Annotated in this window: 17 protein-coding genes and 1 pseudogene; 11 read left to right on the top strand and 7 right to left on the bottom strand. The window is 49.0% G+C overall.

Translation table 11 applies throughout. From position 1 onward, the window contains the following. Window positions 1–16: 16 nt before the first annotated feature. Together pepT and HER31_RS08625 are read right to left on the bottom strand one after the other, a co-directional pair. Window positions 17–1,243, bottom strand: a complete 1,227-nt coding sequence (pepT, locus tag HER31_RS08630) for a peptidase T (RefSeq protein WP_168660196.1) — start codon at window positions 1,241–1,243, stop codon at window positions 17–19. A 131-nt stretch (window positions 1,244–1,374) separates the two neighbouring features. Next, window positions 1,375–2,058 (bottom strand): nitroreductase, encoded by a 684-nt coding sequence (locus HER31_RS08625; RefSeq protein ID WP_168660195.1) that lies wholly within the window; start codon window positions 2,056–2,058, stop codon window positions 1,375–1,377. Window positions 2,059–2,389: 331 nt separating this feature from the next. On the opposite strand from HER31_RS08625, the gene HER31_RS08620 reads away from it, so the two are divergent. Then, entirely contained in the window at window positions 2,390–4,816 is a 2,427-nt protein-coding gene (locus HER31_RS08620; protein WP_168660194.1) for a transglycosylase domain-containing protein, read from the top strand. A gap of 535 nt (window positions 4,817–5,351) precedes the next feature. Here the strand turns inward: HER31_RS08620 and fusA are convergent. From fusA to purM, 3 genes are all read right to left on the bottom strand, one after another. Then, window positions 5,352–7,445: an elongation factor G gene (gene fusA / locus HER31_RS08615; RefSeq protein ID WP_168660193.1), complete on the bottom strand. Its 2,094-nt coding sequence runs from the start codon at window positions 7,443–7,445 to the stop codon at window positions 5,352–5,354. A gap of 353 nt (window positions 7,446–7,798) precedes the next feature. Then, complete coding sequence (purN, locus tag HER31_RS08610) at window positions 7,799–8,446, bottom strand: phosphoribosylglycinamide formyltransferase (protein WP_168660192.1); 648 nt, start codon at window positions 8,444–8,446, stop codon at window positions 7,799–7,801. A gap of 51 nt (window positions 8,447–8,497) precedes the next feature. Further along, window positions 8,498–9,544 (bottom strand): phosphoribosylformylglycinamidine cyclo-ligase, encoded by a 1,047-nt coding sequence (purM, locus tag HER31_RS08605; RefSeq protein ID WP_168660191.1) that lies wholly within the window; start codon window positions 9,542–9,544, stop codon window positions 8,498–8,500. 641 nt (window positions 9,545–10,185) lie between these two features. Here purM and upp point away from each other — a divergent pair. From upp to HER31_RS18985, 4 genes and pseudogenes are all read left to right on the top strand, one after another. Continuing rightward, window positions 10,186–10,812 (top strand): uracil phosphoribosyltransferase, encoded by a 627-nt coding sequence (gene upp, locus HER31_RS08600; RefSeq protein ID WP_168660190.1) that lies wholly within the window; start codon window positions 10,186–10,188, stop codon window positions 10,810–10,812. Window positions 10,813–10,922: 110 nt separating this feature from the next. Continuing rightward, on the top strand, window positions 10,923–12,146 hold the full coding sequence (locus HER31_RS08595) for a uracil-xanthine permease family protein (RefSeq protein ID WP_168660189.1): 1,224 nt from the start codon (window positions 10,923–10,925) through the stop codon (window positions 12,144–12,146). A 122-nt stretch (window positions 12,147–12,268) separates the two neighbouring features. Next, window positions 12,269–12,397, top strand: coding sequence for a hypothetical protein (locus tag HER31_RS18895; protein ID WP_275060712.1), 129 nt, complete (start codon window positions 12,269–12,271; stop codon window positions 12,395–12,397). Between the two features lie 167 nt (window positions 12,398–12,564). Next, window positions 12,565–12,687: pseudogene (locus HER31_RS18985) on the top strand (IS110-like element ISSpi6 family transposase); the annotation flags it as partial. Window positions 12,688–13,320: 633 nt separating this feature from the next. Here HER31_RS18985 and HER31_RS08590 read toward each other — a convergent pair. Then, a complete protein-coding gene (locus tag HER31_RS08590) occupies window positions 13,321–13,803 on the bottom strand; it encodes a hypothetical protein (RefSeq protein ID WP_168660188.1) in 483 nt (160 codons plus the stop codon). 472 nt (window positions 13,804–14,275) lie between these two features. Between HER31_RS08590 and HER31_RS08585 the strand changes: the two genes are divergently transcribed. From HER31_RS08585 to HER31_RS08560, 6 genes are all read left to right on the top strand, one after another. Further along, entirely contained in the window at window positions 14,276–15,331 is a 1,056-nt protein-coding gene (locus HER31_RS08585; RefSeq protein ID WP_168660187.1) for a DUF2066 domain-containing protein, read from the top strand. Window positions 15,332–15,376: 45 nt separating this feature from the next. Further along, window positions 15,377–16,084, top strand: a complete 708-nt coding sequence (gene hda, locus HER31_RS08580) for a DnaA inactivator Hda (RefSeq protein WP_168660186.1) — start codon at window positions 15,377–15,379, stop codon at window positions 16,082–16,084. Between the two features lie 97 nt (window positions 16,085–16,181). Then, the gene (locus HER31_RS08575) at window positions 16,182–17,090 is read left to right on the top strand and encodes a LysR family transcriptional regulator (protein ID WP_168660185.1); all 909 of its coding nucleotides are present in this window, start codon (window positions 16,182–16,184) and stop codon (window positions 17,088–17,090) included. A 228-nt stretch (window positions 17,091–17,318) separates the two neighbouring features. After that, on the top strand, window positions 17,319–18,383 hold the full coding sequence (locus HER31_RS08570; protein WP_168660184.1) for an efflux RND transporter periplasmic adaptor subunit: 1,065 nt from the start codon (window positions 17,319–17,321) through the stop codon (window positions 18,381–18,383). 10 nt (window positions 18,384–18,393) lie between these two features. Further along, a complete protein-coding gene (locus tag HER31_RS08565; RefSeq protein WP_168660183.1) occupies window positions 18,394–21,444 on the top strand; it encodes an efflux RND transporter permease subunit in 3,051 nt (1,016 codons plus the stop codon). Then, window positions 21,437–22,921 carry an efflux transporter outer membrane subunit gene (locus tag HER31_RS08560; protein WP_168660182.1) on the top strand — a complete coding sequence of 495 codons (1,485 nt, stop codon included), beginning with the start codon at window positions 21,437–21,439 and terminating at the stop codon, window positions 22,919–22,921. Before HER31_RS08565 ends, HER31_RS08560 begins: the two co-directional genes overlap by 8 nt. A gap of 65 nt (window positions 22,922–22,986) precedes the next feature. On the opposite strand, the gene aqpZ is transcribed toward HER31_RS08560, so the two are convergent. After that, complete coding sequence (gene aqpZ, locus HER31_RS08555) at window positions 22,987–23,688, bottom strand: aquaporin Z (RefSeq protein ID WP_168660181.1); 702 nt, start codon at window positions 23,686–23,688, stop codon at window positions 22,987–22,989. Window positions 23,689–23,805 lie beyond the last annotated feature (117 nt).

Here is a 23,805-nt window from a genome sequence, read left to right as displayed (position 1 = left end):
TAATCGTTAATAATTGTTATTTAGCATGATTTTCACATGTTTTCTCACATATTTTGACGATTACAGCAACGGCTTTGTGCATCTGGTCAACGGAAACAAATTCGTGTTTGCCATGGAAGTTATAGCCACCAGTGAAGATATTTGGGCAAGGTAAACCCTTGAAAGAGAGAACAGCACCGTCGGTTCCGCCCCGAATCGGCTTAATAATTGGCGCAATTGCGAGCTCTTCCATCGCAGCTTGAGCCAGTTCAATAATGTGTGGGTGCGGCTCAACCATCTCTTTCATATTGCGGTAACCCTCTTGCCAATTGAGCTTAGACGGAATCCCATTAGCATTAAATGCATCAACCTGCTTTTGCATAAATTGCTGCCTGCGAGCAAGTGAGTCGGTGCAGAAGTCGCGAACAATGTAGCAGATAGTAGCGCTTGCGGTGCCACCGGATATGTTCACTAGGTGATAGAAACCTTCGTAGCCTTCGGTATGTTCTGGGGTTTCAGAATGGGGCATCTGACTGTGAAATTGTGTAGCCAGTGTGAGGGCGTTCACTAATTTTCCTTTGGCTGTCCCCGGATGAACTGAGTTCCCGGTTAGTTCAATGGTCGCTGTTGCAGCATTAAAGTTCTCAAATTCTAGCTCTCCCTCTGGACCACCATCAATGGTGTAAGCCCATTGGGCGCCAAATTTGGCGACATCGAAATGAGCTGCACCACGGCCGATCTCTTCATCTGGGGTAAAGCCGATGCAGATATCGCCATGGGCGATCTGCGGATTGTGCTTGAGTACCATCATTGCTGTGATTATTTCGGCAATACCGGCTTTGTTGTCGGCGCCTAATAATGTGGTTCCATCGGTGGTTATTAGGGTTTGGCCAATAAGCTGTTGCAATACTGGGTACTGCTCAGGGGTTAATTGTTCGCCATTGCCTTTAAGACTAATGGCTCCGCCGGGGTAAGCTTCTATCAGTTGTGGCTTTACGTCTTTTCCAGACGCGTCCGGCGCGGTATCCATGTGGGCAATGAAACCGATTGCTGGCACGCTATGGTTAACGTTACTGGCAAGCTTTGCCATAACGTAACCATTGTCGTCGATAGACACCTCATCTAAGCCCAATTGCTTGAGTTCTGCATAGAGGGCTTGGGCGAAGGTAAATTGTCCTGGTGTGCTTGGTACTGTGTCACTATTTGCGTCGGACTGGGTATCAAAGGTTACGTACTGAAGAAAACGATCGAGCAGGGCATTCATGGCAATTGGGACTCGGCTTTTGGTTGGGTCGCCTATTATGCCAAGGCTAACCAGTACCGAAGGTCGAGCAAGATCACAGTAACGGGGTGATTATCGCCGCCAAACCATTTGACGGCGATATCGGTAGTAAATCAATCTTTAAATACTACGCACTGCTCTATTGGGGCACGGTTGGTTCTGGCGTTATTGGCGGCGACCTGGGTATCTTCGTAACCGAAAGAGACCCCAACTAAGATCCCCTCTTGCTCCGGAATCCCCAAAACCTCTTTCACTAATGGTGGGAAGTAAGCTAGTGCCCCTTGAGCGCAACTCGCTACACCATTGGCTTCCATAATTAACATCAGCGTCTGTAGGTATACGCCAATATCGAGGCCATTAACGATGTCGAACTCTTTATCCATGCAGATAAAAGCGACATGCGGTGCATCGAAAAACTGATAGTTACGAACCAACGCGCCCATGCGACCGCGTTTGTCTTCTCGCGGGATCCCCATAGCACCGTATAGTGCCTCGGCACACTCAACCTGACGGGTGCGGTGCTGCCCTTTAAATTTACTGAAGTATTCAAACTCCGCCTTTGGTGGGGTACCCGCCATGATCTGTTCGACCAACCCTTGGCGTAATTGGTTACAGCTGTCACCACTGGCGACATAGGTCTGCCAAGGTTGGGTATTGCAATTAGATGGTGACAATTGTGCTTCGGCAAAGATTGACCGCAGCAGTTCTGGTTCGATGGCTTGTGGTGTAAAACCACGAACTGAACGTCGGTTTCGTAACACTGTTGCTAACGTCGCATCTTGATAATCAATTGGCATGACCACTCTCCTTAGTGTGTCCATTTATCTCAACATAACCACATTCGACTGTAAAACGCTCGTTTGAACCGTTCAGTTATGAAAATCATTCATTTTGGTGAAAAGTAGCGCCCTAGCTGAACAAACAAATTTTGCAAACCACTTTATATATTCAAATTGTTAATGCTATGTTGTCACACTTAGTCGTTAGTGACATGGAATCAGTAACTAAGCTGATTGCCAGAGTTAATGACGTGAAGCAAATATAACAACGTCGCGCCGGTTGCTGTCGTTCGCTGAGCAGCAGTAAACCAATAGGTAGCGCGCTTACATTGCAAACAAGAGGCTCTTCATGTTTTCAACTGTGCGGCAATGGATTAGTCGCAAATGGCAACAGCGTTTGGAAGCGTTTATTGAACACAATGAACCAAACTCGAATTCGACAGAGAATCGAGGTGCGCTAGCTCAATTTGCATATCGTGTGAATCGATACGGGAAAAGGGGAGTTAAGGTCTTGCTGGCACTGTTGCTGCTATTTATAGCCGCATTTATGTGGAGTAACATCAGTGACCCATTATCGTTGCCAGATAACAATCATGACCGTTCAAAGGTAGTGGTTGATAGTTCTGGTCGACCGTTATCGGTGTTTCCTAACAAACAGGGTAATTGGCGTTACCCGATTGCCTTAGAAGATATCTCCCCACTACTTAAAGATGCTTTGTTACATCAACAAGATCGTCATTTCTTTTATCACTTTGGGGTCAATCCATTCAGCATGATCCGCGACGGAGTGTTTGGGTTCGTTAACCCTGACTATCGTGCCAGTGGCGAAACCATTACCGTTAAAGTTGCTAAGATCCTCTACCCAGAAGCTGGGGTGTGGCAGCAAACTGTTCGAGCTATCCAACTTGAATTGGCGTTAACCAAAGAAGAGATCTTATCGCTGTACGTCAACCATCTACCAATGGCTCCTAAGTTGGAAGGGTTTCAGGCGGCGAGCTATCAATTCTTTGATAAGCCTGCCTATGAGCTGGATTACAGCGAAGTAGCGCTGTTACTCGCCGTTGCAAAATACCCCAAACGTTACCGGTTGGACAAATTTGCTAACCGAGCTGAAAAAGAACGTGACTCGATACTACGGATCTTCGTTGACCAAGATTTTTGGCCGAAAGCAGAGGTTGATGTCGCGCTAAAGATTGTGGTTGAACCGGTAGACTTAGAGTTACCTAATGTAGCTCCACAATATGCATTGCAGGTAAAGGAGCGTCACCCTAATCAAACGGTGATTCAAACCAATATAGAACCAGTGATCCAAGAGGAGTTTGAACGCTACAGCCGCGAGTTTGCTGATAAGCAGGTAAATGGTTCCTCGATGGCAATGGTGTTGATGGACAATAAAACCAAACAGATTGTTGCTTATGTCGGCAACTCTCCAGGTCATGACACCACCGATATGATTCAAGCGATTCGCTCGCCCGGCGATATGTTGAAGCCGTTGGTGTTCGCTAAAGCGCTGGATGAACGATTGATCCACTCTGAATCGTTGTTGGCAGATATTCCACGCCGGGGTTATTTACGTGACGTTGCCGATGGTCAGGATGAGTTTGTTGGCCCAGTGTCTGCAACAGAAGCACTGCAACTATCACTTAACCTGCCATTTATTCAGCTTATTGAGAATATCGGTGAGCAAAAATTTCTACGCTCGTTGGAAGAGGCTGAACAGCCAATTGAATTGAGTGATTTCGGTTTATCACCGCGGGTATTACTCGGTGAAGCGGAAACCAACCTCGAGCAGATGGTGGAACTGTACTCGGCTTTAGGTAGTGAAGGGCGGGTAGCCTCGATGGTTTACTCGCCGGACGATAAAGCCAAAAGCAAACGCCTCTTTAGTGATGAAGCTGCATGGATTACCTGGGATACGTTGAAGCAAGCGGCTTTACCTGAGTATGTTGAAGCACGTAAGCCTGAAGCTCTAGCGTGGAAGGCAGGTAGCGGTTGGGCCAGTCGTGATAACTGGTCTATAGGTGCTACACCGGCTTTCACCTTAGGGATCTGGGTTGGCGTTCATGATGATATCTACTCAAGTCCAGTTAGTGGTCGTGCGGATGCGTTGACGGCGCTGGTACGGATCAGTTCTGCCTTGGAAAAGTATCGGCCATTGGGTGAAAACCGTCGTCCGGCGGGCGTCAAACAGGAAGACATCTGCTGGCCTGATGGGCGTAGCCGCGATATGAACGTGTACGGTTGTGACAAGCGCAAAACCGCATGGACCAAAAACGGCGAAGCCCCACGAACCTTATACGCGGGTCAGCGTAAGGGGTGGTACCGCTCTACCAAAGGGATGTACGTCGATACGGTAACCGAGAAACGGTTAAGCCGTGGCTGCTATAAGAATCGGGCGGAATACACTACCGCTGTATTATGGCCGCGTGAGTTAGAGCCATGGTTGCCAGAACGGATGCGCCGAGCCGAACGGATGCCTGCCTTCAATGTGTTGTGCCCGAACATCCCACACGAAAGTAGCAGCTTGAAGATTGCAGGGATCAGCAGTGAGCAAGACTTCCGTAGGATTGAATCTGAACCGTTTGAGCCGCTGCTAGTTACAGCTTCTGGGGCTAACGGTGAGATTGAGTGGTATCTCAATGGTGAGTCGATTGCCGATGGTGCTGAGTTGGAACTCAACCTGAACCGCTTGCTTAACGGCCCGCAGCAGCTTATCGCATTGGACGACCAAGGGTACTCACTGCAGGTCTCCTTTACCGTCAGTCCTGCCGGCTAGCGCCGCAGACAATCTAACGTTATTAAGTGGCTCCCATTTGGGGGCCTTTTTTCGGCTGTGTACCAACTAAGTGTTGTTCTTGCCAATGCTGTTAAAGCAGTGGCTAGGAGTGTCCTGATACAAGGGATAAGCACTACCGCCATTGATCTTCTGCCGCATAGGAGTGGTCCAGCGAAGCGTTTTGGGCTGCGACCTAAGGCAAGGGGAATTCCCAACGGGACGAAGCTCCCCTCCTAGTGCATATAAAAATGTGCCGTAGTCACCGTGGTATAGCCCCTCTCAAACACCACAATCGGTAAAGCCGAAGGCTTGAGGTAAATCTCAACAGCTAACCATGACATAGCCTTTTTTCGCCTTGTACTAAACGCTTCAATACGGCCAAAGCACTGCCTCGACATTACCTTGTTAAACACAATAATCGTTACCGCATAGGCTCAAAGCAGAACTCAATCGGTGCTTAGCAGCTAGACAAACAAAAGCCCCGCCAAGTTTCCTTGGCGGGGCTTTTTAAGCGGTTAGCTTAGTAAGTAACGAATTACTTGCCAGCTGCGTCGCGTTCTTTAACTTCAGCGATAACTTGCTCTGCCACAGTGTTCGGGCAAGGCATGTAGTGGGAGAACTCCATAGAGAACTGACCACGGCCTGAAGTGATGGTACGCAGGTGACCGATGTAACCGAACATTTCAGACAGAGGTACGTCTGCCTTAATACGAACGCCGGTAGAAGCAGCCATCTGATCTTTGATCATGCCGCGACGACGGTTCAAGTCACCAATTACGTCACCAACGTGATCGTCTGGAGTGAACACATCAACGTGCATGATAGGTTCGATCAGCTGTGGACCCGCTTTAGGGATAGACTGACGGAAAGCGCCTTTAGCAGCGATTTCGAAAGCAATAGCAGAGGAGTCAACTGCGTGGAAACCACCGTCGAACAGCTCAACTTCAACGTCCAGTACTGGGAAACCAGCCAGAACGCCTTGCTCCATCATGCCACCGAAGCCTTTCTCAACTGCTGGCCAGAATTCCTTAGGAACGTTACCGCCAACAACAGAAGAGGTGAACTTGAAGCCTGAACCCGGCTCACCTGGCTTGATGCGGTAATCGATCTTACCGAACTGACCAGAACCACCAGACTGCTTCTTGTGAGTGTAAGAATCTTCAATCGCGTTGGTGATGGTTTCGCGGTATGCAACCTGTGGCTTACCAACGATCAGATCAACACCGTAGGTACGCTTAAGGATGTCTACTTTGATGTCCAAGTGTAGCTCGCCCATACCTTTCAGGATGGTTTCGCCAGAATCTTCATCAGTTTCAACCAAGAAAGAAGGATCTTCAGCAACCATCTTACCGATTGCGATACCCATTTTCTCAGAACCGCCTTTGTCCTTCGGAGAAACAGCGATAGAGATCACTGGCTCAGGGAAGATCATTGGCTCCAAGGTACACTCGTGCTTCTGGTCACACAGGGTGTGGCCAGTCTGTACGTTCTTCATACCAACAACGGCGATGATGTCACCTGCTTGTGCAGAAGAGATCTCGTTACGTTCGTCAGCGTGCATCTCAACCATACGGCCGATACGCTCAGTTTTGCCGGTAGCGGCGTTCAGGATGGTGTCACCCTTAGCTAGCTTACCAGAGTAGATGCGGATGAAGGTCAGGGCGCCGAAACGGTCATCCATGATCTTAAACGCCAGAGCACGCAGTGGCTCATCTACAGAAACAGTTGCAACTTCACCAGTCGCTTCACCGGTATCTTTGTCGGTCAGCGGCTGTGGGTCAACTTCAGTAGGAGAAGGCAAGTAATCAACAACAGCGTCCAGTACTAGCTGGATACCTTTGTTCTTAAATGCAGAACCACAGTAAGTTGGGAAGAAGTCGTTGGTACGAGTACCAGCACGGATACAACGCTGGATATCTTCTAGAGATGGCTCGGTGCCTTCTTCCAGGTATTCCATCAGCAAGTCTTCGTCTTGCTCAAGCGCAGTTTCGATCAGCTCTTCACGGTAAGCAGCAGCATCGTCAACCATATCAGCTGGGATGTCAGTTACTTCGTAGTTCTCTGGAAGACCAGAGTCATCCCAGATGTAAGCTTTCTGGCTCAGTACGTCTACACAACCAACGAAGTCATCTTCGCGGCCGATAGGCAGAGTCATAACCAGTGGGCGAGCGCCCAGAACGTTCTTAACTTGGTCTACTACGCGGTAGAAGTCTGCACCCATGCGGTCCAGCTTGTTCACGAAGATCAGACGAGCAACTTCAGAGTCGTTCGCGTAACGCCAGTTAGTTTCGGACTGTGGCTCAACGCCGCCGGAACCACAGAATACGCCAACACCGCCATCAAGAACCTTCAGGGAACGGTAAACTTCAACAGTGAAGTCAACGTGTCCTGGGGTATCGATGATGTTCATGCGATGGTCATTCCAGAAACAGGTAGTTGCTGCTGACTGGATGGTAATACCGCGCTCAGCTTCCTGCTCCATGAAGTCAGTAGTAGCTGCGCCATCGTGAACTTCACCGGTTTTGTGGATCTTACCGGTCAATTTCAGGATACGTTCGGTGGTAGTTGTCTTACCAGCATCTACGTGAGCGAAGATACCGATATTTCTGTAACGGGATAAATCTGCCATTAGTTGTACTCTGTTGGTCAGGGTCGAAATCGCGCGAAAGTATACAGGATTTCTCGAAAATTTTCGAAGAATTCCTCAAATCGCAGTTTTTCAACCATCGGATACGCTTTTCTAGGCTACGAACGACCTGATTTTGTTGAAATTCAACAAGATAGGAAAGGTGAACAATTCACCGCTAAGCGTAACTTTTTTAAGAAAAACAAGATTGTATGGCCAAAGGTCGAAAATTAAACTGCCATTGCGAAGTAAATAATACCTCGTTAGCAGTTTAGCAGTCGATGTTGTGGCCAAAAAGGCAACGCGTTAGCAGTTGCCTTTTTTGACTGGTGCTGTTTCCAACCCCGGTCTATAAATCAATCGTCTGCGGCGTAACCGCCGGCAGCCAATTTGTTGCCATCCATCAGTGCGATGTTGTCCCCCATGGCCAAACGGCCTTGGCAAAACCACTTCACCACTAATGGGTAGATTCGGTGTTCTTGAGTATGGACACGCTGAGCAAGATCTGCGGCGTCGTCCTCTTCAAAAACTGGCACTTTTGCTTGCAACACTACCGGACCCCCATCGAGCTCAGGCGTTACAAAGTGTACCGAGGCACCATGTTCGTCGTCGCCAGCGTCTAAAACACGCTGATGAGTGTCGAGGCCAGGGTATTTTGGCAAGAGTGAAGGGTGGATGTTAAACATCTTACCCTCATATTGTCTAACAAAGCTTTCAGACAATATCCTCATAAACCCAGCTAAAACCACAAGATCTGGTTTATGTTGCGCCAGCTCAGCGGTCAAGCGTCGGTCATACAACTCCCGGGCTTCACCCCGGTTAGCGGCGACAACACTATGGCTGATCTTTGCTGCTTGAGCTCGCTGTAGGCCGTATACATCGGCCTTATTACTGATAACGGCGGTAACTTCACCGTTAATTTCGCCGCTAGCGCATGCATCGATAATAGCTTGTAAATTACTACCACTACCGGAAATAAGCACTGCAATGCGGAGCTTTTTCATGGTGTTTCCTTTAATTACCGATTTGTGACCTAAGTTGAACTGTTTGGTTACTTATCGTTCGCCATTAATCTCAACTTGCGCTTGGTCGTCATGACGTTCGGCAATCTGACCGATAATCCAAGCGTTTTCACCTTCGGCTTTAAGTAGTTCAACGGCCGCTGCAGCTTCGCTAGCAGGGAGAGCAATGACTAAACCAACACCGCAGTTAAAGGTGCGGTACATTTCATGCTCCTCGATGTTGCCGGTTGCTTGCAACCAGTTAAACACCTGTGGCCATTGCCAGCTGTTGCCATCAACAACCGCTTTACAATTATCAGGAAGTACTCGTGGGATGTTTTCCCAGAAACCACCACCGGTAATGTGCGATATGGCATGAATGGGGGTTTGTTGAGCCAGTTTCAAGACCGACTTAACGTAAATTTTTGTTGGTGCCATTAACGCATCAATTAGCTTCTGCTCGCCTAACTGAACTTCAGCTGGGTTATCACAACGCTCGAGGACCTTGCGAATAAGTGAGTAGCCGTTGGAGTGGGGACCGCTGGAGCCCAAAGCAATTAAGGCGTCGCCGGCTGCGACTTTGGCACCAGTGATCACTTCGTCTTCTTCAACAACGCCAACGCAGAAGCCCGCCATATCGTAATCGGAGCCTTCGTACATGCCTGGCATTTCCGCGGTTTCGCCACCGATAAGGGCACAGCCAGCCAGCTGACACCCGTCGGCAATACCACTAACGACTGAGGTTGCAACATCAACGTCCAACTTACCGGTAGCGTAGTAATCCAGGAAGAATAGCGGTTCGGCGCCTTGGACAATCAGATCGTTAACACACATGGCAACCAGATCGATACCAACGGTATCGTGGCGTTGGTAATCGATAGCCAAACGCAGCTTGGTGCCAACACCGTCGGTACCAGAGACCAATAAAGGCTTGTTGTAATTAGTCGGCAGGCGGCATAACGCGCCAAATCCACCCAGTCCCCCCATCACTTCAGGGCGATGGGTACGTTTTACTGCAGATTTGATGTTATCTACCAGTGCATTACCTGCATCGATATCAACACCTGCATCTTTGTAACTCAGTTGGCTAGGAGTAGTCACAGAGGCCTCATTTTGATGTTTATTAGTTTTATATGTAGGGGTACTAATTTTGCGCAGCATTCTAACAGTCAGCGCGGTTCGACCCAAGCGCCAAAGCCAGTAATGAACTGTTTTAATTACAGGAAAGTGAGTATTGCTGGCTATCACAATAGCGCAGGCCACCCCAAATTAGTGCTGTGTACCAATTAAGTGTTGCTCTTTCCAAGGCTATTAAATAATTGGCTAGGCGAGTCGCGATACAAGGGTAAAGCACTACCGCTATTGATCTTCTGCCGCATTGGAGCAGTTCAGCGAAGCGTTTTGAACGGCGGCCTAAGGCAAAGGGGGACTCCAACGGGGGCGAAGCTCCCCCCTAATGCACACCAGAATGTGCCGTCGCCACCGCGACATAGTCCCCTAAAAGCACCAGAATCGGTGAAGCCGAAGGCTTAAGATAAACTTCGATAGCTAACTACGACACAGCCCAAATTAGTGCTTGAACGGTGGTCACTGCCATTTTTACATTGCTTTTGGTTATTTATTAACGCCTTGGCGATCTTGTTCACAGATGCACAACTAAACTGGAAGTTGATACTTTCTTGTTGGTAGCAACTAACGCTATGATCTGAGAAATTTGTCTGGCCAAAATCTTGGAGATGTCGATGCAAGTCACTGAAGTAAACCACCCATTAATTCAACACAAATTGGGTTTGATGCGCGAAGCTGATATCAGCACCAAGCGCTTCCGTGAGTTAGCTCATGAGGTTTCTAGCTTGGTAACCTACGAAGCGACAAAAGACTTCGAAATGGAGCAGGTGACTATTGAAGGTTGGAATGGCCCAATCGAAGTTAAAAAGATTAAAGGCAAAAAAGTAACTGTTGTGCCTATTCTGCGTGCGGGCTTAGGTATGATGGATGCGGTACTTGAGCACATGCCATCAGCCAAGGTTTCTGTTGTTGGTATCTACCGTGACGAAGAAACCCTCGAACCAGTGCCATACTTCGAAAAGCTGGTTGCTAACATCGAAGAGCGTATCGCCATGGTTGTTGATCCTATGCTGGCTACCGGTGGCTCAATGATCTCTACTTTGGATCTGCTTAAGTCTCGCGGCTGTAAGCACATTAAAGTGTTGGTGTTGGTGGCAGCACCTGAAGGCATTAAAGCCCTCGAGCAAGCTCACCCTGATGTTGAGCTTTACGCTGCAGCCATCGACGATTGCCTAAATGAGAAGGGTTATATCCTTCCTGGTTTAGGTGATGCCGGTGATAAAATTTTCGGCACCAAATAAAAAATCTACTGCAATTAAGGCGTCGAATTCGACGCCTTTTTTACGATCGTAAAAGCTGACAACAACACAATTACAGTTGGCTTCAATATAAAACTTCTGTGGGCACCTACATGCAAACTCAACAATTTACCCCTGCGCAACAGATATTGGCCGGCGGCCAGATGCTGTTTGTTGCCTTTGGGGCTTTGGTCTTAGTACCAATGCTGACCGGCTTGGATATTCGCGTAGCGTTATTTACCGCTGGGTTAGGCACGTTAATCTTTCAAGTTGTTACCAAACGTACTGTGCCGGTATTCCTTGCATCCTCGTTTGCATTTATTGCTCCAATCTCTGCTGGGGTTGCGCAATGGGGCGTAGCGGACACTATGGGCGGCTTATTCGCGGCAGGTTTGGTTTATATGCTGCTGTCTCAAGTTGCGCGAGTCGGTGGGGTAAAAGCGATTAATCACTACCTTCCGGCAGTGGTGGTCGGGCCGGTGATTATGGTGATTGGCCTTTCATTGGCGCCAGTTGCAGTTAAAATGGCGCTGGGTTTTGCTGGCGATACCCAAATTATTCCGACCGGAACCGCATTAATGGTGGCGTTACCAACCCTAGCTACTGCGCTGTTGGTTTCGATTATGGGTAGGGGACTGCTGCGTTTGCTACCAATCCTTTGTGCTATCACCGTAGGTTATAGCCTGTCATTGGCACTCGGTTTGGTTGACTTTGCTCCAGTAAAAGAGGCCGCTTGGTTGGCGCTGCCTGACTTTGTTACTCCAACCTTTAATTGGCAGGCGGTACTGTTCATGATCCCGGTCGCGATTGCACCTGCGGTGGAACATATCGGTGACATGGTTGCTATCTCTAATGTGACCGGTAAAAACTATGTGGAAAAGCCTGGTCTCCATCGCACCCTGTTTGGTGATGGCATTGCCACCAGCACTGCGGCTTTATTTGGCGGTCCACCAAACACCACTTATTCAGAAGTGACTGGTGCAGTTATGTTGACCAAAAACTATGACCCTAAGATCATGACCTATGGGGCCGTGTTTGCTATCGCATTGGCGATGGTTGGTAAATTCGGGGCGTTGCTGTTAACTGTGCCGGTAGTAGTAATGGGCGGTATCATGATTTTGCTGTTTGGTTCGATTGCTGCTGTGGGCATGAATACACTGATTAAACATCAAGTTGATCTCACCGATGCGCGTAACCTAGTCATCGTTGCGGTTACATTGGTATTCGGTATCGGTGGCATGGTATTCCCACTCGGCGATTTTCAGCTGCAGGGAATTGCGCTGTGTGCGGTAACGGCGATTTTGTTAAACCTATTGCTGCCAAAAAGTCATACCTGATAGGTAACGATTGCTGTCCCAAAGCCCAGCGTTCCGTTGGGCTTAGTTCGATGGTCTGCCTCACCCTCAACCCACTAGGCTTGAGGGTGAATTCTTAATAGCCAACTTAAGGCTAACCATCTTTGAACATTTCAGTCCCAGGCATCGAGTTAGGCAAGCGCGCTTTTTACGTAGTTAGTCATGATGAGCGTGGCAATGAGCTACTTCCTAAGCAGCTTACTCGAGTAAAGCTACTCGCCTTGCTTCAGTAACATCCACCAATCACTGTTGTATTTGAAGCTTGTTGTGGTGCTCACTAGCTTGGTTGTCGTCGCCAGTATTCTGGGCATAACCTCAAACTTTCCCCTCCAATACGTTTGACCGTACGTTAAAACCAACAAAAATAACTTTGCTGATGCCGGCACCATTGCAAAAGTGGCTTTTAGGGATAAGTAAGCGGGGTAACCAATACCTGCGAACGATGTTTACCCTTGGGGCTAGGACTTTACTAACTCGGCCTGTATTAGCAGATAAACACATTGGTAATTGGATAACGGACTTGCTTGACCTTCTACGCAACGATTTAACCTCTGCGTTGGCAACTTCATAGCTAATCAGTCGGGTTAACTTAATGGGCAACGTCCGATTGGGTTGCTTCTGATGGATTCGGTGAACTCAATAGAATCAGATGAGTGCTGTTGCAGTGAGAGGCGGTAGTGACCCATATCTACGGCACCGTCGCATTGAAACCACGACGATGAATATCACCAGCAAATAATGCTGTGTACCAACTAAGTGTTGTTCTTTCCAATGCATTAAAGCACCGGCTAGGTAAGTTTCTATACAAGGGGAAAGCACTACCGCCGTTGATCTTATGCCGCATAGGAGCAGTCCAGCGAAGCGTTTTAGACTGCGACCTAAGGCAAAGTGGGATTTCAAAGGGGGACGGAGCTCCCCCCAAAAAAGGCATACAAGAATGTGCCGTCGCCACCGCGACATAGCCCCAAATAATGCCGATTAACGATTTTTGGCTGTTACTGCTGTTCTTCTAACCAATAGTTTTATCGTTATACCGAATGAAGCGCAAATGGTAATTTGTTACTTGTTTGGTTGAGATGCTTTAAAGAATTAGCTGTTATTTTTTGAGCGCAGCCAAGCTAGAATTCGACGGAGTCCTAGCTTGGTAAACAAGGCGTTAGTTTGCTTGTTTAATTGGCGAGTAGATGAGTGCAGTTTCGATAACCAGTTTGCCCATCATGGCATCAAGAGACTTTAGCCCCTCTTTTCCAAGTTGCTCTTCAACCATCGAGGTTAGTCGTTTCAAACCAGATGAGGCGATTTCGGTAACGCCGTGGCCTTCACTGATGTGGCTGATTAACAGGAATACAATATTTCGGAAGCCGGCGTCTTCAATGGCATTAATCCAAGTTTCTTCAAACTTCTCAATAGAGCTGAAGTCTAATTTTGAAGTGAAGTACGGAAAAGCTCTTCCGATTAGCGCGTTACCGAAAGTTTTAGTGGTGTGATATGGCTGCAAGCTACTCATGCTTAAGCCGGTTTTTAAAGAGATGTTTCTAAAGGTGAGCGAATTAAATCCCTTTTCTAGGAATAGCTCAAAAATTTGAGAGTTGATCCATTCCTCTTTTTCCGCTCGTGCAGCAGCAGTAATTCTAGCCATAACAATGAATTCCTGATTTTTCTATGTATACCGTAACTAGTTACACAACATTAGCACAGGTGCTTAAAAGAAACAGTGAACAGCAGTTCTCTTATCGATTCCATCACCTATAAATGGCTCAAAACTGCAGGTCAGATCACTTTATTGGTGGTTGGTTGGCTTGATGCTAAGTGACTACTATGTTGCGGGTGTGTTAATTGGTTGATTGTAACGTGGTTAGCTGTTGAAGTTTATCTTAAGGCTTCGGCTTCAGCGATTGCGGTGCTTTTAGAGGAGGACGTCGCGGTGGCGACGGCACATTCTTGCATCCCTTTGGGGGGAGCTGTTGGTTAACCTTAATCAGTAATGCGTAACTGGTTTGTTTCGCTACGCAGTCGACGTGCTGAATTGTTCGATGAGTTCGCTCTGGGCTGCGATCAATTGGCTTTGTCGTGATACACTTAACTTACTAATTGCCAAGGTAGGAACGCCCGTGCGCGCTGGTTTATTAATTGCTCTGTGTCTTTTCAGTTTGTCGTCTTATGCGGTCGAGTTTGCCGATCTGTATCGCGGCGAGGTCGAGGTTAATGAACGGGACAATGCGGCACGTAACGCCGGCGTTCGTTCGGCTTTAGCTAAGGTGTTGATAAGGGTTACTGGCGATGATGCACTTCCGAGTAGTGACGCCGGCAAGGCACTAATTCGTCGAGCTGATAGCTTCATGCTTACCTATGCATTTCAGACAACAGTGCCGATGACCCTATCGGTAAGCTTTGATAAAGCGAAACTGCAACAGCAAATGCGACAGATGGGGTTACCTATCTGGGGAGCCCAGCGACCAACCACCATTCACTGGTTGGCGTTGGAGCAACAAGATGGCCGCACTATTCTGATTAATGACGCAGTTGAACAGGGAGAGTTGGTGGCTAGTGAAGCTGAAGCGCGTGGTCTACCGCAACTGCTGCCGCTGCTTGATCTAGAAGATAGCCTTAAGGCCAATATCAATGACGTCAATGGTAACTTTCCTAAACCGGTGATCGAAGCGAGCCAGCGTTATGGCTCTGATTTCGTTTTGATGAGCAGCATCTATCCTGAGCAAGGGCAGTGGCACTACCGTATTAATCTCTATAGCGGCACCGTTGCCGATAGTGACTTCTATATCCCCCGCAGCCTGCTGCACAGCGATGGACAAGTAGCATCGGTTGAATTAGCAGTAGAAGCCTTGTTGGCTGAAGTGGCGAAATACTATGCGGATCGGTACGCCTCGGTCGTCAGTGCCGAGCGTCAGCAAACTCAGCTTCGTTTTACCTTAACTGGCGGAGTTGAGCAGTTGGTGGCCCTGCGAGGGTATCTGGTTAGCTTAGCGCCGGTGCAAGCCGCCCACGTTGTCGCCATTACTGGTACTCAAGTTGATCTTGAGCTCGACTTAGTTGGTGGCCTTGAAGAGGTCGAACAGCTGCTTAGCTTAGAGCGTCGCATCAGTAAAATAGAGGTGGTTGATCAACTGCAACAGCGTGATGTTCAATACCAATGGAGCGACCTTGACTAGACTTCAGTACAACGTTTTCACAATTAACAAAGGGCTGTGCCAATAGTGACACCAAGTTCTCCAATTCAACTCTCATTGCCGGTTCACCTACCGGACGATGAAACCTTTAATAGTTACCATCCTGCCGGCAACCAGCAATTGATTGAAAGCTTACGACTTGCTGCTGCAGGACAGGGGGAGCGCATTACTTATCTCTGGGGGGCAGGGAAGAGTGGGCGAACCCATCTGCTTCATGCTACCTGTGCACTTGCCAGCGATGCCGGTTTAAAGACATTCTATTTACCACTAGGCATTCATGCCTCGATGTCACCGGCGATTTTGGAAGGCTTAGAGCAACTCGATCTCATCTGTCTCGATGACATTGATCAGATTAGTCGCCATCCGGTTTGGGAAGAAGCGTTGTTTGATCTGTATAACCGAGTACATGAAAATAGAAATAGTCGCATTGTCGTGTCGGCCAGTGCCCCCGCCAAACAAACCGATTTCCTGCTGCCGGATCTGGTGTCCCGCTTGAGTTGGGGCATCCACTATCAGCTGCATCCATTATCTGACAGCGCTAAATTAGCGGCATTGCAAAATCGAGCCAAGGTGCGTGGATTGGAACTACCAGAAGATGTCGGGCGTTTTTTACTTACTCGGTTAGCGCGGGATCTCCGCACCTTGTTTGAGGTGTTGGACCGACTCGATAAAGCTTCGATGGTGGCGCAGCGTAAGTTAACGATACCGTTCGTGAAAAAAATTCTTCATCTCTGATTGACTTGGACACGACCGCATAAGCAGCGTTACCTACAAGCAAACTTCCTGAATCGAACCTTGCTATAATCCCAAAAAACGAAATAATAAATTCATAATGCCCATGAAATTAGATGATCTACGTTTATTCCATTTGGTCGTCGAAAGTCAGAGTTTTACTCGGGCCGCCGAACTAGCTGATTTACCGGTAACCAATGTTAGTCGGCGTATAAAAGCCCTTGAGGTGCAGCTGCAGGTAACGTTGTTGGCTCGAACCACCCGGCAACTGCGGGTCACCGATGCCGGTGAGGCGTTTTACCACAGTAGCAAAGCAACTCTGCAGCAATTTGAACAATCGATTGAACTGGTGAGAGGAAGCGAGCATCGTCTGCAGGGCAAGATTCGTATTCAGGTTTTCTCTGGTGCCTCCATTATGGTACCAACCATGCAGCGATTTCAGCAGCAACATCCCAATATCACCATCGATTTGGTTACATCCGACCGAGAATTGGACCTAGTTGAAAACAACTTTGACCTGGCTATTCGACTTGGCCCGCAACGAGACAGCAACCTGGTTGCTCGCAATATTGGTTGGCTCGACTGGGTGGTCGTTGCAAGCCCTAACTATATAAAAAATAATGGTAAACCCCAGCAACCAGAGCAGCTGTCTGAACACAACTGCATTCGCTACCGGATGCCGAACGGTAGAATTTTGAGTCAATGGCAGGTAAACGGCGAGCAGAGTATTGGGGTTGAAGGCAATATTATCGTTAACGAATTACCGCTGTTAGAGAGATTGCTGTTACAACATCATGGTGTTGGCCATTACCCCATCATTATGGCTCAACCGCTTATTGATAATGGTTGTCTCGAAGAGCTCTTTCCACTGAACCCAGAGGCGGGGCAGGAGATTTGGTTGGTGTATTCGGCTGCCAATCGACGCAATCAACTGGTCAAACACTTTGTCGATTTCCTGTTCGAGCAACTCGATATAGACCCTGAGTTTAAACTGCTACGACGCCAATGATTATCCCATTTATTGAAAAAGTAATTCACGGTTAACCCCGTTTAAGGAATGCAGTTCGAACCATAGAATAGTTTCCAACTTTATTAGCCCGATGCCATTGTGAGTCTCCTCACTGGTGGTTTCTTCAAAGCGTCAACCGATAGCTAACGTGTCGATGCTCTGCAATTAGATGTTGGATCCTGCCTTATGATTCGCCAATGCAAACCCTTTTGTTTAAGCCTTGTCTCGATGGCTCTCGTTGCCACATTACTCAGTGGGTGCACCGATAGCGCTGTCACTGCAGATAAGTCCCCCAGACCAGTAAAAGCCATTACCTTAGTCGCCGCGGTTTCGACCGAATCGGTATCATTGCCGGCACTGTTGGTGCCTATTGAAACTGCCAATTTGTCGTTTCGAGTAGCTGGGCCGGTGAACACCATTAATGTTTCGGAAGGGCAACCTGTTACCGCTGGTACAGCTTTGATGGCATTAGATCCCCACGACTTCCAGGTACAGATAGCTGAATATCAAGCGCGTTTGGTTGAAGCGAAAGCGCAAGCTCGTCAAGCCAAACAGGAACAAGCACGGGTTATCCGTGCTAATGCCGGTGACGCCATTGCCTCGGTTGAGATTGATCGTGCAAAAACCGCGGTAGAACGCACAGCAGCGTCAGTGATCATTGTTGAACAACGACTACAGATGATGCGCGACGGTTTACGTTATAGCGTACTGAAAGCGCCGTTTGATGGGGTGATTGCCAGTGTTGATATCGAAGCCCATGAACAGGCCGTGCCAGCGGTTGACGTGGTAACTATTCACGGTAACAGCGGCTTTGAGATTGAACTGGATCTGCCAGAAAAGATGGCAACGCGGATCAGCAAAGGAATGAGCGGGCAGGTGATACTCAATGGCAGCGAACAGCCGTTGAAGGTGGTGATCAACGAAGTCAGCCGCAGCGCCAATATGCTCACCCGCACTTTTACCGCTACGGCTCGTTTGCTGGAGCAACCGCTTAACGGTTGGCCAGAACAAACTGGTCTATTGAAGATTGATCTGCCACTTCAACAACAATCGGGCTTCATGGTGCCAAGCAGTGCAGTGCAAGGTGAAAGTACCAGTCAGTATGTGGTGGTTGTTCGTGACGGCGTAGCGCAGCAAATTGCGGTAACGGTCGACGGTTTTAGCGGTGAGCTGATGCAGGTCCATGGTGCATTGAATAGTGGCGACTCCTTGGTTGTCGCCGGTGCGCCGTACTTCAAACACGGTGATCCGGTTGGAGCAGTGCTGTTAGGCGATCGCGCTGCGGCGCTGTAAAGGAGGCCCAATGAATTTTGCCACCCTAACCATCAACAAACGCTTCTTCGCCAGCTTCCTAACTACCTTGCTGTGTATCTTAGGGATCTACGGCTACTTTGCGTTGGGTAAGTTGGAAGATCCAACCTTTACCGTTAAAACTGCTGCCATCGTTACCCTATACCCAGGCGCGAGTGCCGAAGAGGTTGAGGAGCGGGTTACCGACGTACTTGAGCGAAAAATCGAAGAGATGGGTAACCTATGGAAGCTGCGCTCGGTAAGTCGTCCGGGGCAGTCGATGGTATTCGTACATCTTTACGACACGGTGCCATTGCCAGAACTGCAACAAAACTGGGATTTGCTCCGGCGTAAGGTAAGTGATGTGCAGATGGAGCTGCCGTTAGAGGCCAAAGCCCATGTAGTGATCGATGAATTCTCAGAAGTGTACGGCATGCTGTTTGCCCTGCGTGGGGAAGGCGTTCCTAAGCGTGAGATGAACCATTACGCCCGCATGCTGCAGCGCGACTTGAAGGCGGTTGCCGGTGTCAATAAGGTCATTGCCCATGGCTTGTATGAACGCAATATCATTATTGAGATTGATGAAGCCAAATTAGCCAAGATTAACCTCACTCCAGTGCAGTTGTTTGATCAACTTCAGAGCCAAAACTTGGTTAGTCACCCCGGTGATTTCACCTCGGGAATTGAGCGGATCCGCATCGGTAATCAAGACACCCTCGATTCAGTCGAAGCCGTAGGTGATCTTATTTTACGCGGTGGAGCCGGCGAGCTTGGTAATGACCGTTTTCGTTTAGCAGATGTAGCTAACGTCTATGAAGACGATAGCGAAACCCCGTTGCTGCAGACTCGTTTTAATGGCCACTCCACCATTACCGTGGCGGTAAACCCACAAGATGGCATCAACGTCGTAGCTATCGGTGACACCATAAAACAGGCGATAGCCGACTTTGAAGCTAAGGTGCCAGCTGGCATCGTTGTCGACGCTATCGTGTTTCAACCGGATGAAGTGAATAAGTCCGTTTCTGACTTTACCGGCAACCTGATTAGTTCTGTGGCGATTGTAGTGATTGTGCTGTGGATCTTTATGGGCTGGCGAAGTGCATCGATTGTCGGCGGCTCATTGGCGATTACTTTGCTGATGACTCTGGTATATATGCTGGTTACCGACATCAACCTCCATCGAGTATCAGTAGGTACCTTTATTCTGGCGCTGGGGATGTTGGTTGATAATGCCATTGTGGTGACCGATCTGTTTATCGCCAAACTGCGCACGGGAATGGAGCGAGGCAAAGCGGCAGCAGATTCTGTTAGCGAGACCGCAGTACCGCTATTGGCGGCAACGCTTATCGCCATTGCCGCAACCACTCCGGTATTGTTTAGTGTTACCGCAGCAGCGGAGTTTGCTATCGACCTGCCGATCATTATGTTTGCATCGTTAATGCTTAGCTGGATTGTGGCGATGACCATCACTCCGCTGATGTGTTGGCAGTTTTACAAGCTTGACCCCAATGGCGAAACCGAACCAAAGTGGATGGGCCTTGCTCGTCGTGTGGTTACCTGGATTGTTATCAACCGCAAAAAGGCGTTAACGGTAATCTTTATCGCCATCAGTTTGACCTGTGTGGCGTCAACCAAGGTGTTGCTTAACTTTATGCCGGGCTCAGACCGACCAATCACCTTTGTCGATTACTGGTTGCCACAAGGTGGTAACGTGCAGCAAACCGCTGCTGATATGAAGCAGATCGAAGCGTGGTTAATGGTACAGCCAGAAGTGGAATCGGTTGCCAGCTTTATTGGTGGTGGTGCCCCTCGATTCTCGATGACCTATGAGCCGGAGCCTAACGACCCATCTTATGGCCAGTTGTTGGTAAACCTTGAGTCATATGAGCAGATCCCGGAGCTTCGTCGCCGTGGTGATGCGTGGCTCAAAGCCAACTTCCCAAAAGCGGACCCACGCTTCCGGCCGTTGAAGTTAGCGACTCAGGACAAGTTTAATATTGAAGCTCGTTTCTTAGGGCCTGATCCGCAGGTATTAAAACAACTAGCCGATCAAGCTAAAGAGATAATTGCGGCGCATCCGAATACTAAATATATCCGCGATGACTGGCGCCAAAGCAGCAAGGTATTGGTACCTCAGTTCAACCAAGACCGTGCCCGCCTTGCGGGGGTCACCCGTAACGACGTTAATCGCGCCTTAGCTCGTGCTACTGATGGGCTAACTGTAGCGAGTATCTATGACGGTCGAGATCGTTTGCCGGTGAAGATTCGCTTAGAAGAAGCGCAGCGCAATGACTTTAGTGCGTTGATGAACCTGCCAGTAACACCCGCGTTAGGCAATCAATCGGTGCCGATGAGCCAAGTGGTTGATGGCTTTGAGCTACAGCACGAGCCGGGGCAGATCTGGCGCTACTATCGTCATCGCACCATGAGCGTGCAAGCGGATGTCGAAGGGCAGTACGCGTCATTGGTTCGTAACGATTTGGCCGCTGAGGTCGAAGCGATTGAGCTACCGGCAGGTTACCGCTTTGAGTGGGGGGGTGAGTACTACGATGAGCAACGGACCGTACTGGACGTTATCACTCAGGTACCAAAATCTGGGCTGGTCATGCTGCTGTTGATGGTGGCGATGTTTAACGGCATCAAGCAGCCATTAGCAATCATCTTGACCATCCCACTAGCGATTATGGGGATCGTACCGATGTTGCTCATTTCGAGCCAACCGTTTGGATTTATGGCGCTGGTAGGAGTGATTTCATTAACGGGGATGGTGATCAAAAACGGCATTGTCTTGATGGACCAAATCAACCTTGAGATCGGCAACGGTCGTTCAGCTTTTGACGCCATTATCGAATCGGCGGTTAACCGTACCCTCGCGATCAGCATGGCGGCGCTGACCACAGTACTGGGTATGGTTCCACTGTGGTGGGACCCTCTGTTTGGACCAATGGCGGTAACCATTATCGGTGGTTTGAGTGTGGCAACCTTCCTAACCTTGTTAATCATGCCGGTGTTTTACGCCATATTGTTCCGCGTAGAGACACCAAAGGAGCGAATCGATGCGTAATTTAGTCTCCCTAACTGTTGCGTTGCTGCTGACTGGTTGTGCGGTTGGCCCAGATTATCAAGGGCCTGAGAGCGCACAATGGCAGCCACAACAATGGCAGCTAAATGGCAGTCAATCGGACCTAACCGCGACCACGGTGCAGCAACAATGGTGGCGCCAATTCAACGATCCACAACTGGATCAATTGGTTGATAAAGCACTGCAGCAAAACTTAACGGTGTTAGCGTCGCAACAACGCGTTAAGTTGGCTCAAAGCTATCGTGAAGCCGTGTCAGCCACTAATCTGCCGCAAATTGGCTTAGGAGTTGGCTATACCGCTGGCATGCTTAGCGAACAGGGGCCCATTGGCGGGCCACTTCGTGGTAACAATGATTTTGGCATTCCATTAGCGTCACGCCACTACGATGCAACCTATATGGGCGGCAGTGTAGGCTGGGAACCGGATCTCTTTGGTAAGACTTCACGTTTAGTTGAAGCGACCAGTGCCAGAGCAGAGCAGGTAGAGATCTTAGCCGATGGTACTCGATTGATGGTGGTTAGTGCTGTGGTAAACAATTACCTCAGTCTGCGCTCTGTCCAACAACAACAACAGATTCTACAGGCACAATTAGCTGATCTTGACGCGCTATCAACACGCATCGATGCGTTGCGTCAAAGTGGTTTAGCCTCTGGTATTGAGACCGCTCAGATCGCCGCGCAACGTGCCAGTGTTGTTGCTATGCAACCACAATTGGATACCGTCGTTGATGTGCACTCGCGCCGACTCGCGATATTACTAGGGCAAGCCCCATCATCGTTAATCGAGCCATTGAGTGAAGCTAAGCCGATGCCGTTTATTGATGGCGCTATTCCGATCGGCTTGCCATCGGAGTTACTAACCCGCCGGCCAGATATCCGCTTTGCTGAACGGCAGATGAAGGTGGCGAATGCTGAATTGGGGGTGGCAATTGCCCGTAAGTACCCAAGTTTCTACATGACCGGTTCACCGGGCGTTGCTGCCAGCAGTTTTGGTGATCTGTTCGCTGGAGGCAGCGGTCTATGGAGCTTCGGTGTCGGTATGAACTGGAGCCTATTTGATGGTGGAATGCGAGAGGCGCTTGAAGCAGTAGCAGAAAGCCAAGTAGACATTGCTGCAATGGACTATCAGCGAACGCTGCTAACCGCCTTTGGTGAGGTTGAAACCCTGTTGCATGCATACGGTAATAGCCAATTGCGCTTAGATGCGGCAGAGCAGTCACGAGCACAAGTTGAGAATGCGGTAGCGCGTACTGAAACTCTGGTTAACTCAGGTTTGGTCAGTCGGATTGAGCTGCTTACCGCGCGCTCGGCGTTGCACCAAGCGGACGCCAATGTAACTCAAGCTCGTGGCAGTCATAGCCAATTGGTGGTCTCGCTTTATAAGGCCCTAGGCGGCAGTTGGATCGATTCCGAAGCTCAGAGACAAGCGGATGAGTTAGCACAAACGCCATCGCAGTAAACAAAAACACCAACAAGGCGCTCTTTGCACAGAGCGCCTTTTTACTGTCCATTCTCGAGCTTTAATCAATGCTCGGTACTATCACCTAACCAGCGATAAACCACGCCAGCTAAGATCGCACCAACAATTGGTGCTAACCAAAATAACCACAGTTGCGAGATAGCCCAATCACCTTGAAATAGCGCTACACCAGTACTTCGTGCTGGGTTAACTGAGGTGTTGGTTACCGGAATGGAAATCAGATGGATTAACGTCAGCGCTAGGCCTATGGCAATTGGTGCCAACCCTTGCGGTGCGCGTTGGTCCGTCGCCCCGAGAATAATAATTAGGAACATAAAGGTCATTACTACTTCGGTAACCAGCGCTGCAACCAGAGAGTATCCGCCAGGAGAGTGTGCGCCATAACCGTTGGCGGCGAAACCGGCACCTGCGTCGAAGCCGGCTTGACCAGAAGCAATTACATACAGCACCGCTGCACCAGCAACAGCTCCGATAACCTGAGCGACGATATAGGGGAGCAACTCCGCTGAACTGAAGCGTCCTCCGCTCCATAATCCAAATGATACTGCTGGGTTAAGGTGGCAACCGGAAATATGGCCAATGGCAAATGCCATCGTCAGTACCGTTAAGCCAAATGCCAATGATACGCCCAGTAAACCGATACCAACATCGGGAAAGGCCGCTGCAAGTACCGCACTACCACAACCGCCTAACACCAACCAAAATGTGCCTAGGCATTCTGCTGCTAGTTTTTTACTCATCGACATTATTCAATCTCCCTATATGTCGTTAGCGCATGCGCGAAACGAAAAAAGCACCATCTATCAATATGGTGCTTAAAGCTTAGAAGATATTATTGCTAGTCGGGGGTTTCTGAAGGCTGT

Source organism: Ferrimonas lipolytica, assembly GCF_012295575.1.
GTDB classification, from domain to species: Bacteria; Pseudomonadota; Gammaproteobacteria; order Enterobacterales; family Shewanellaceae; genus Ferrimonas; species Ferrimonas lipolytica.
The sequence above is the reverse complement of the archived record's forward strand: the minus strand, read 5'-3'. Positions and strand labels throughout refer to the sequence as shown.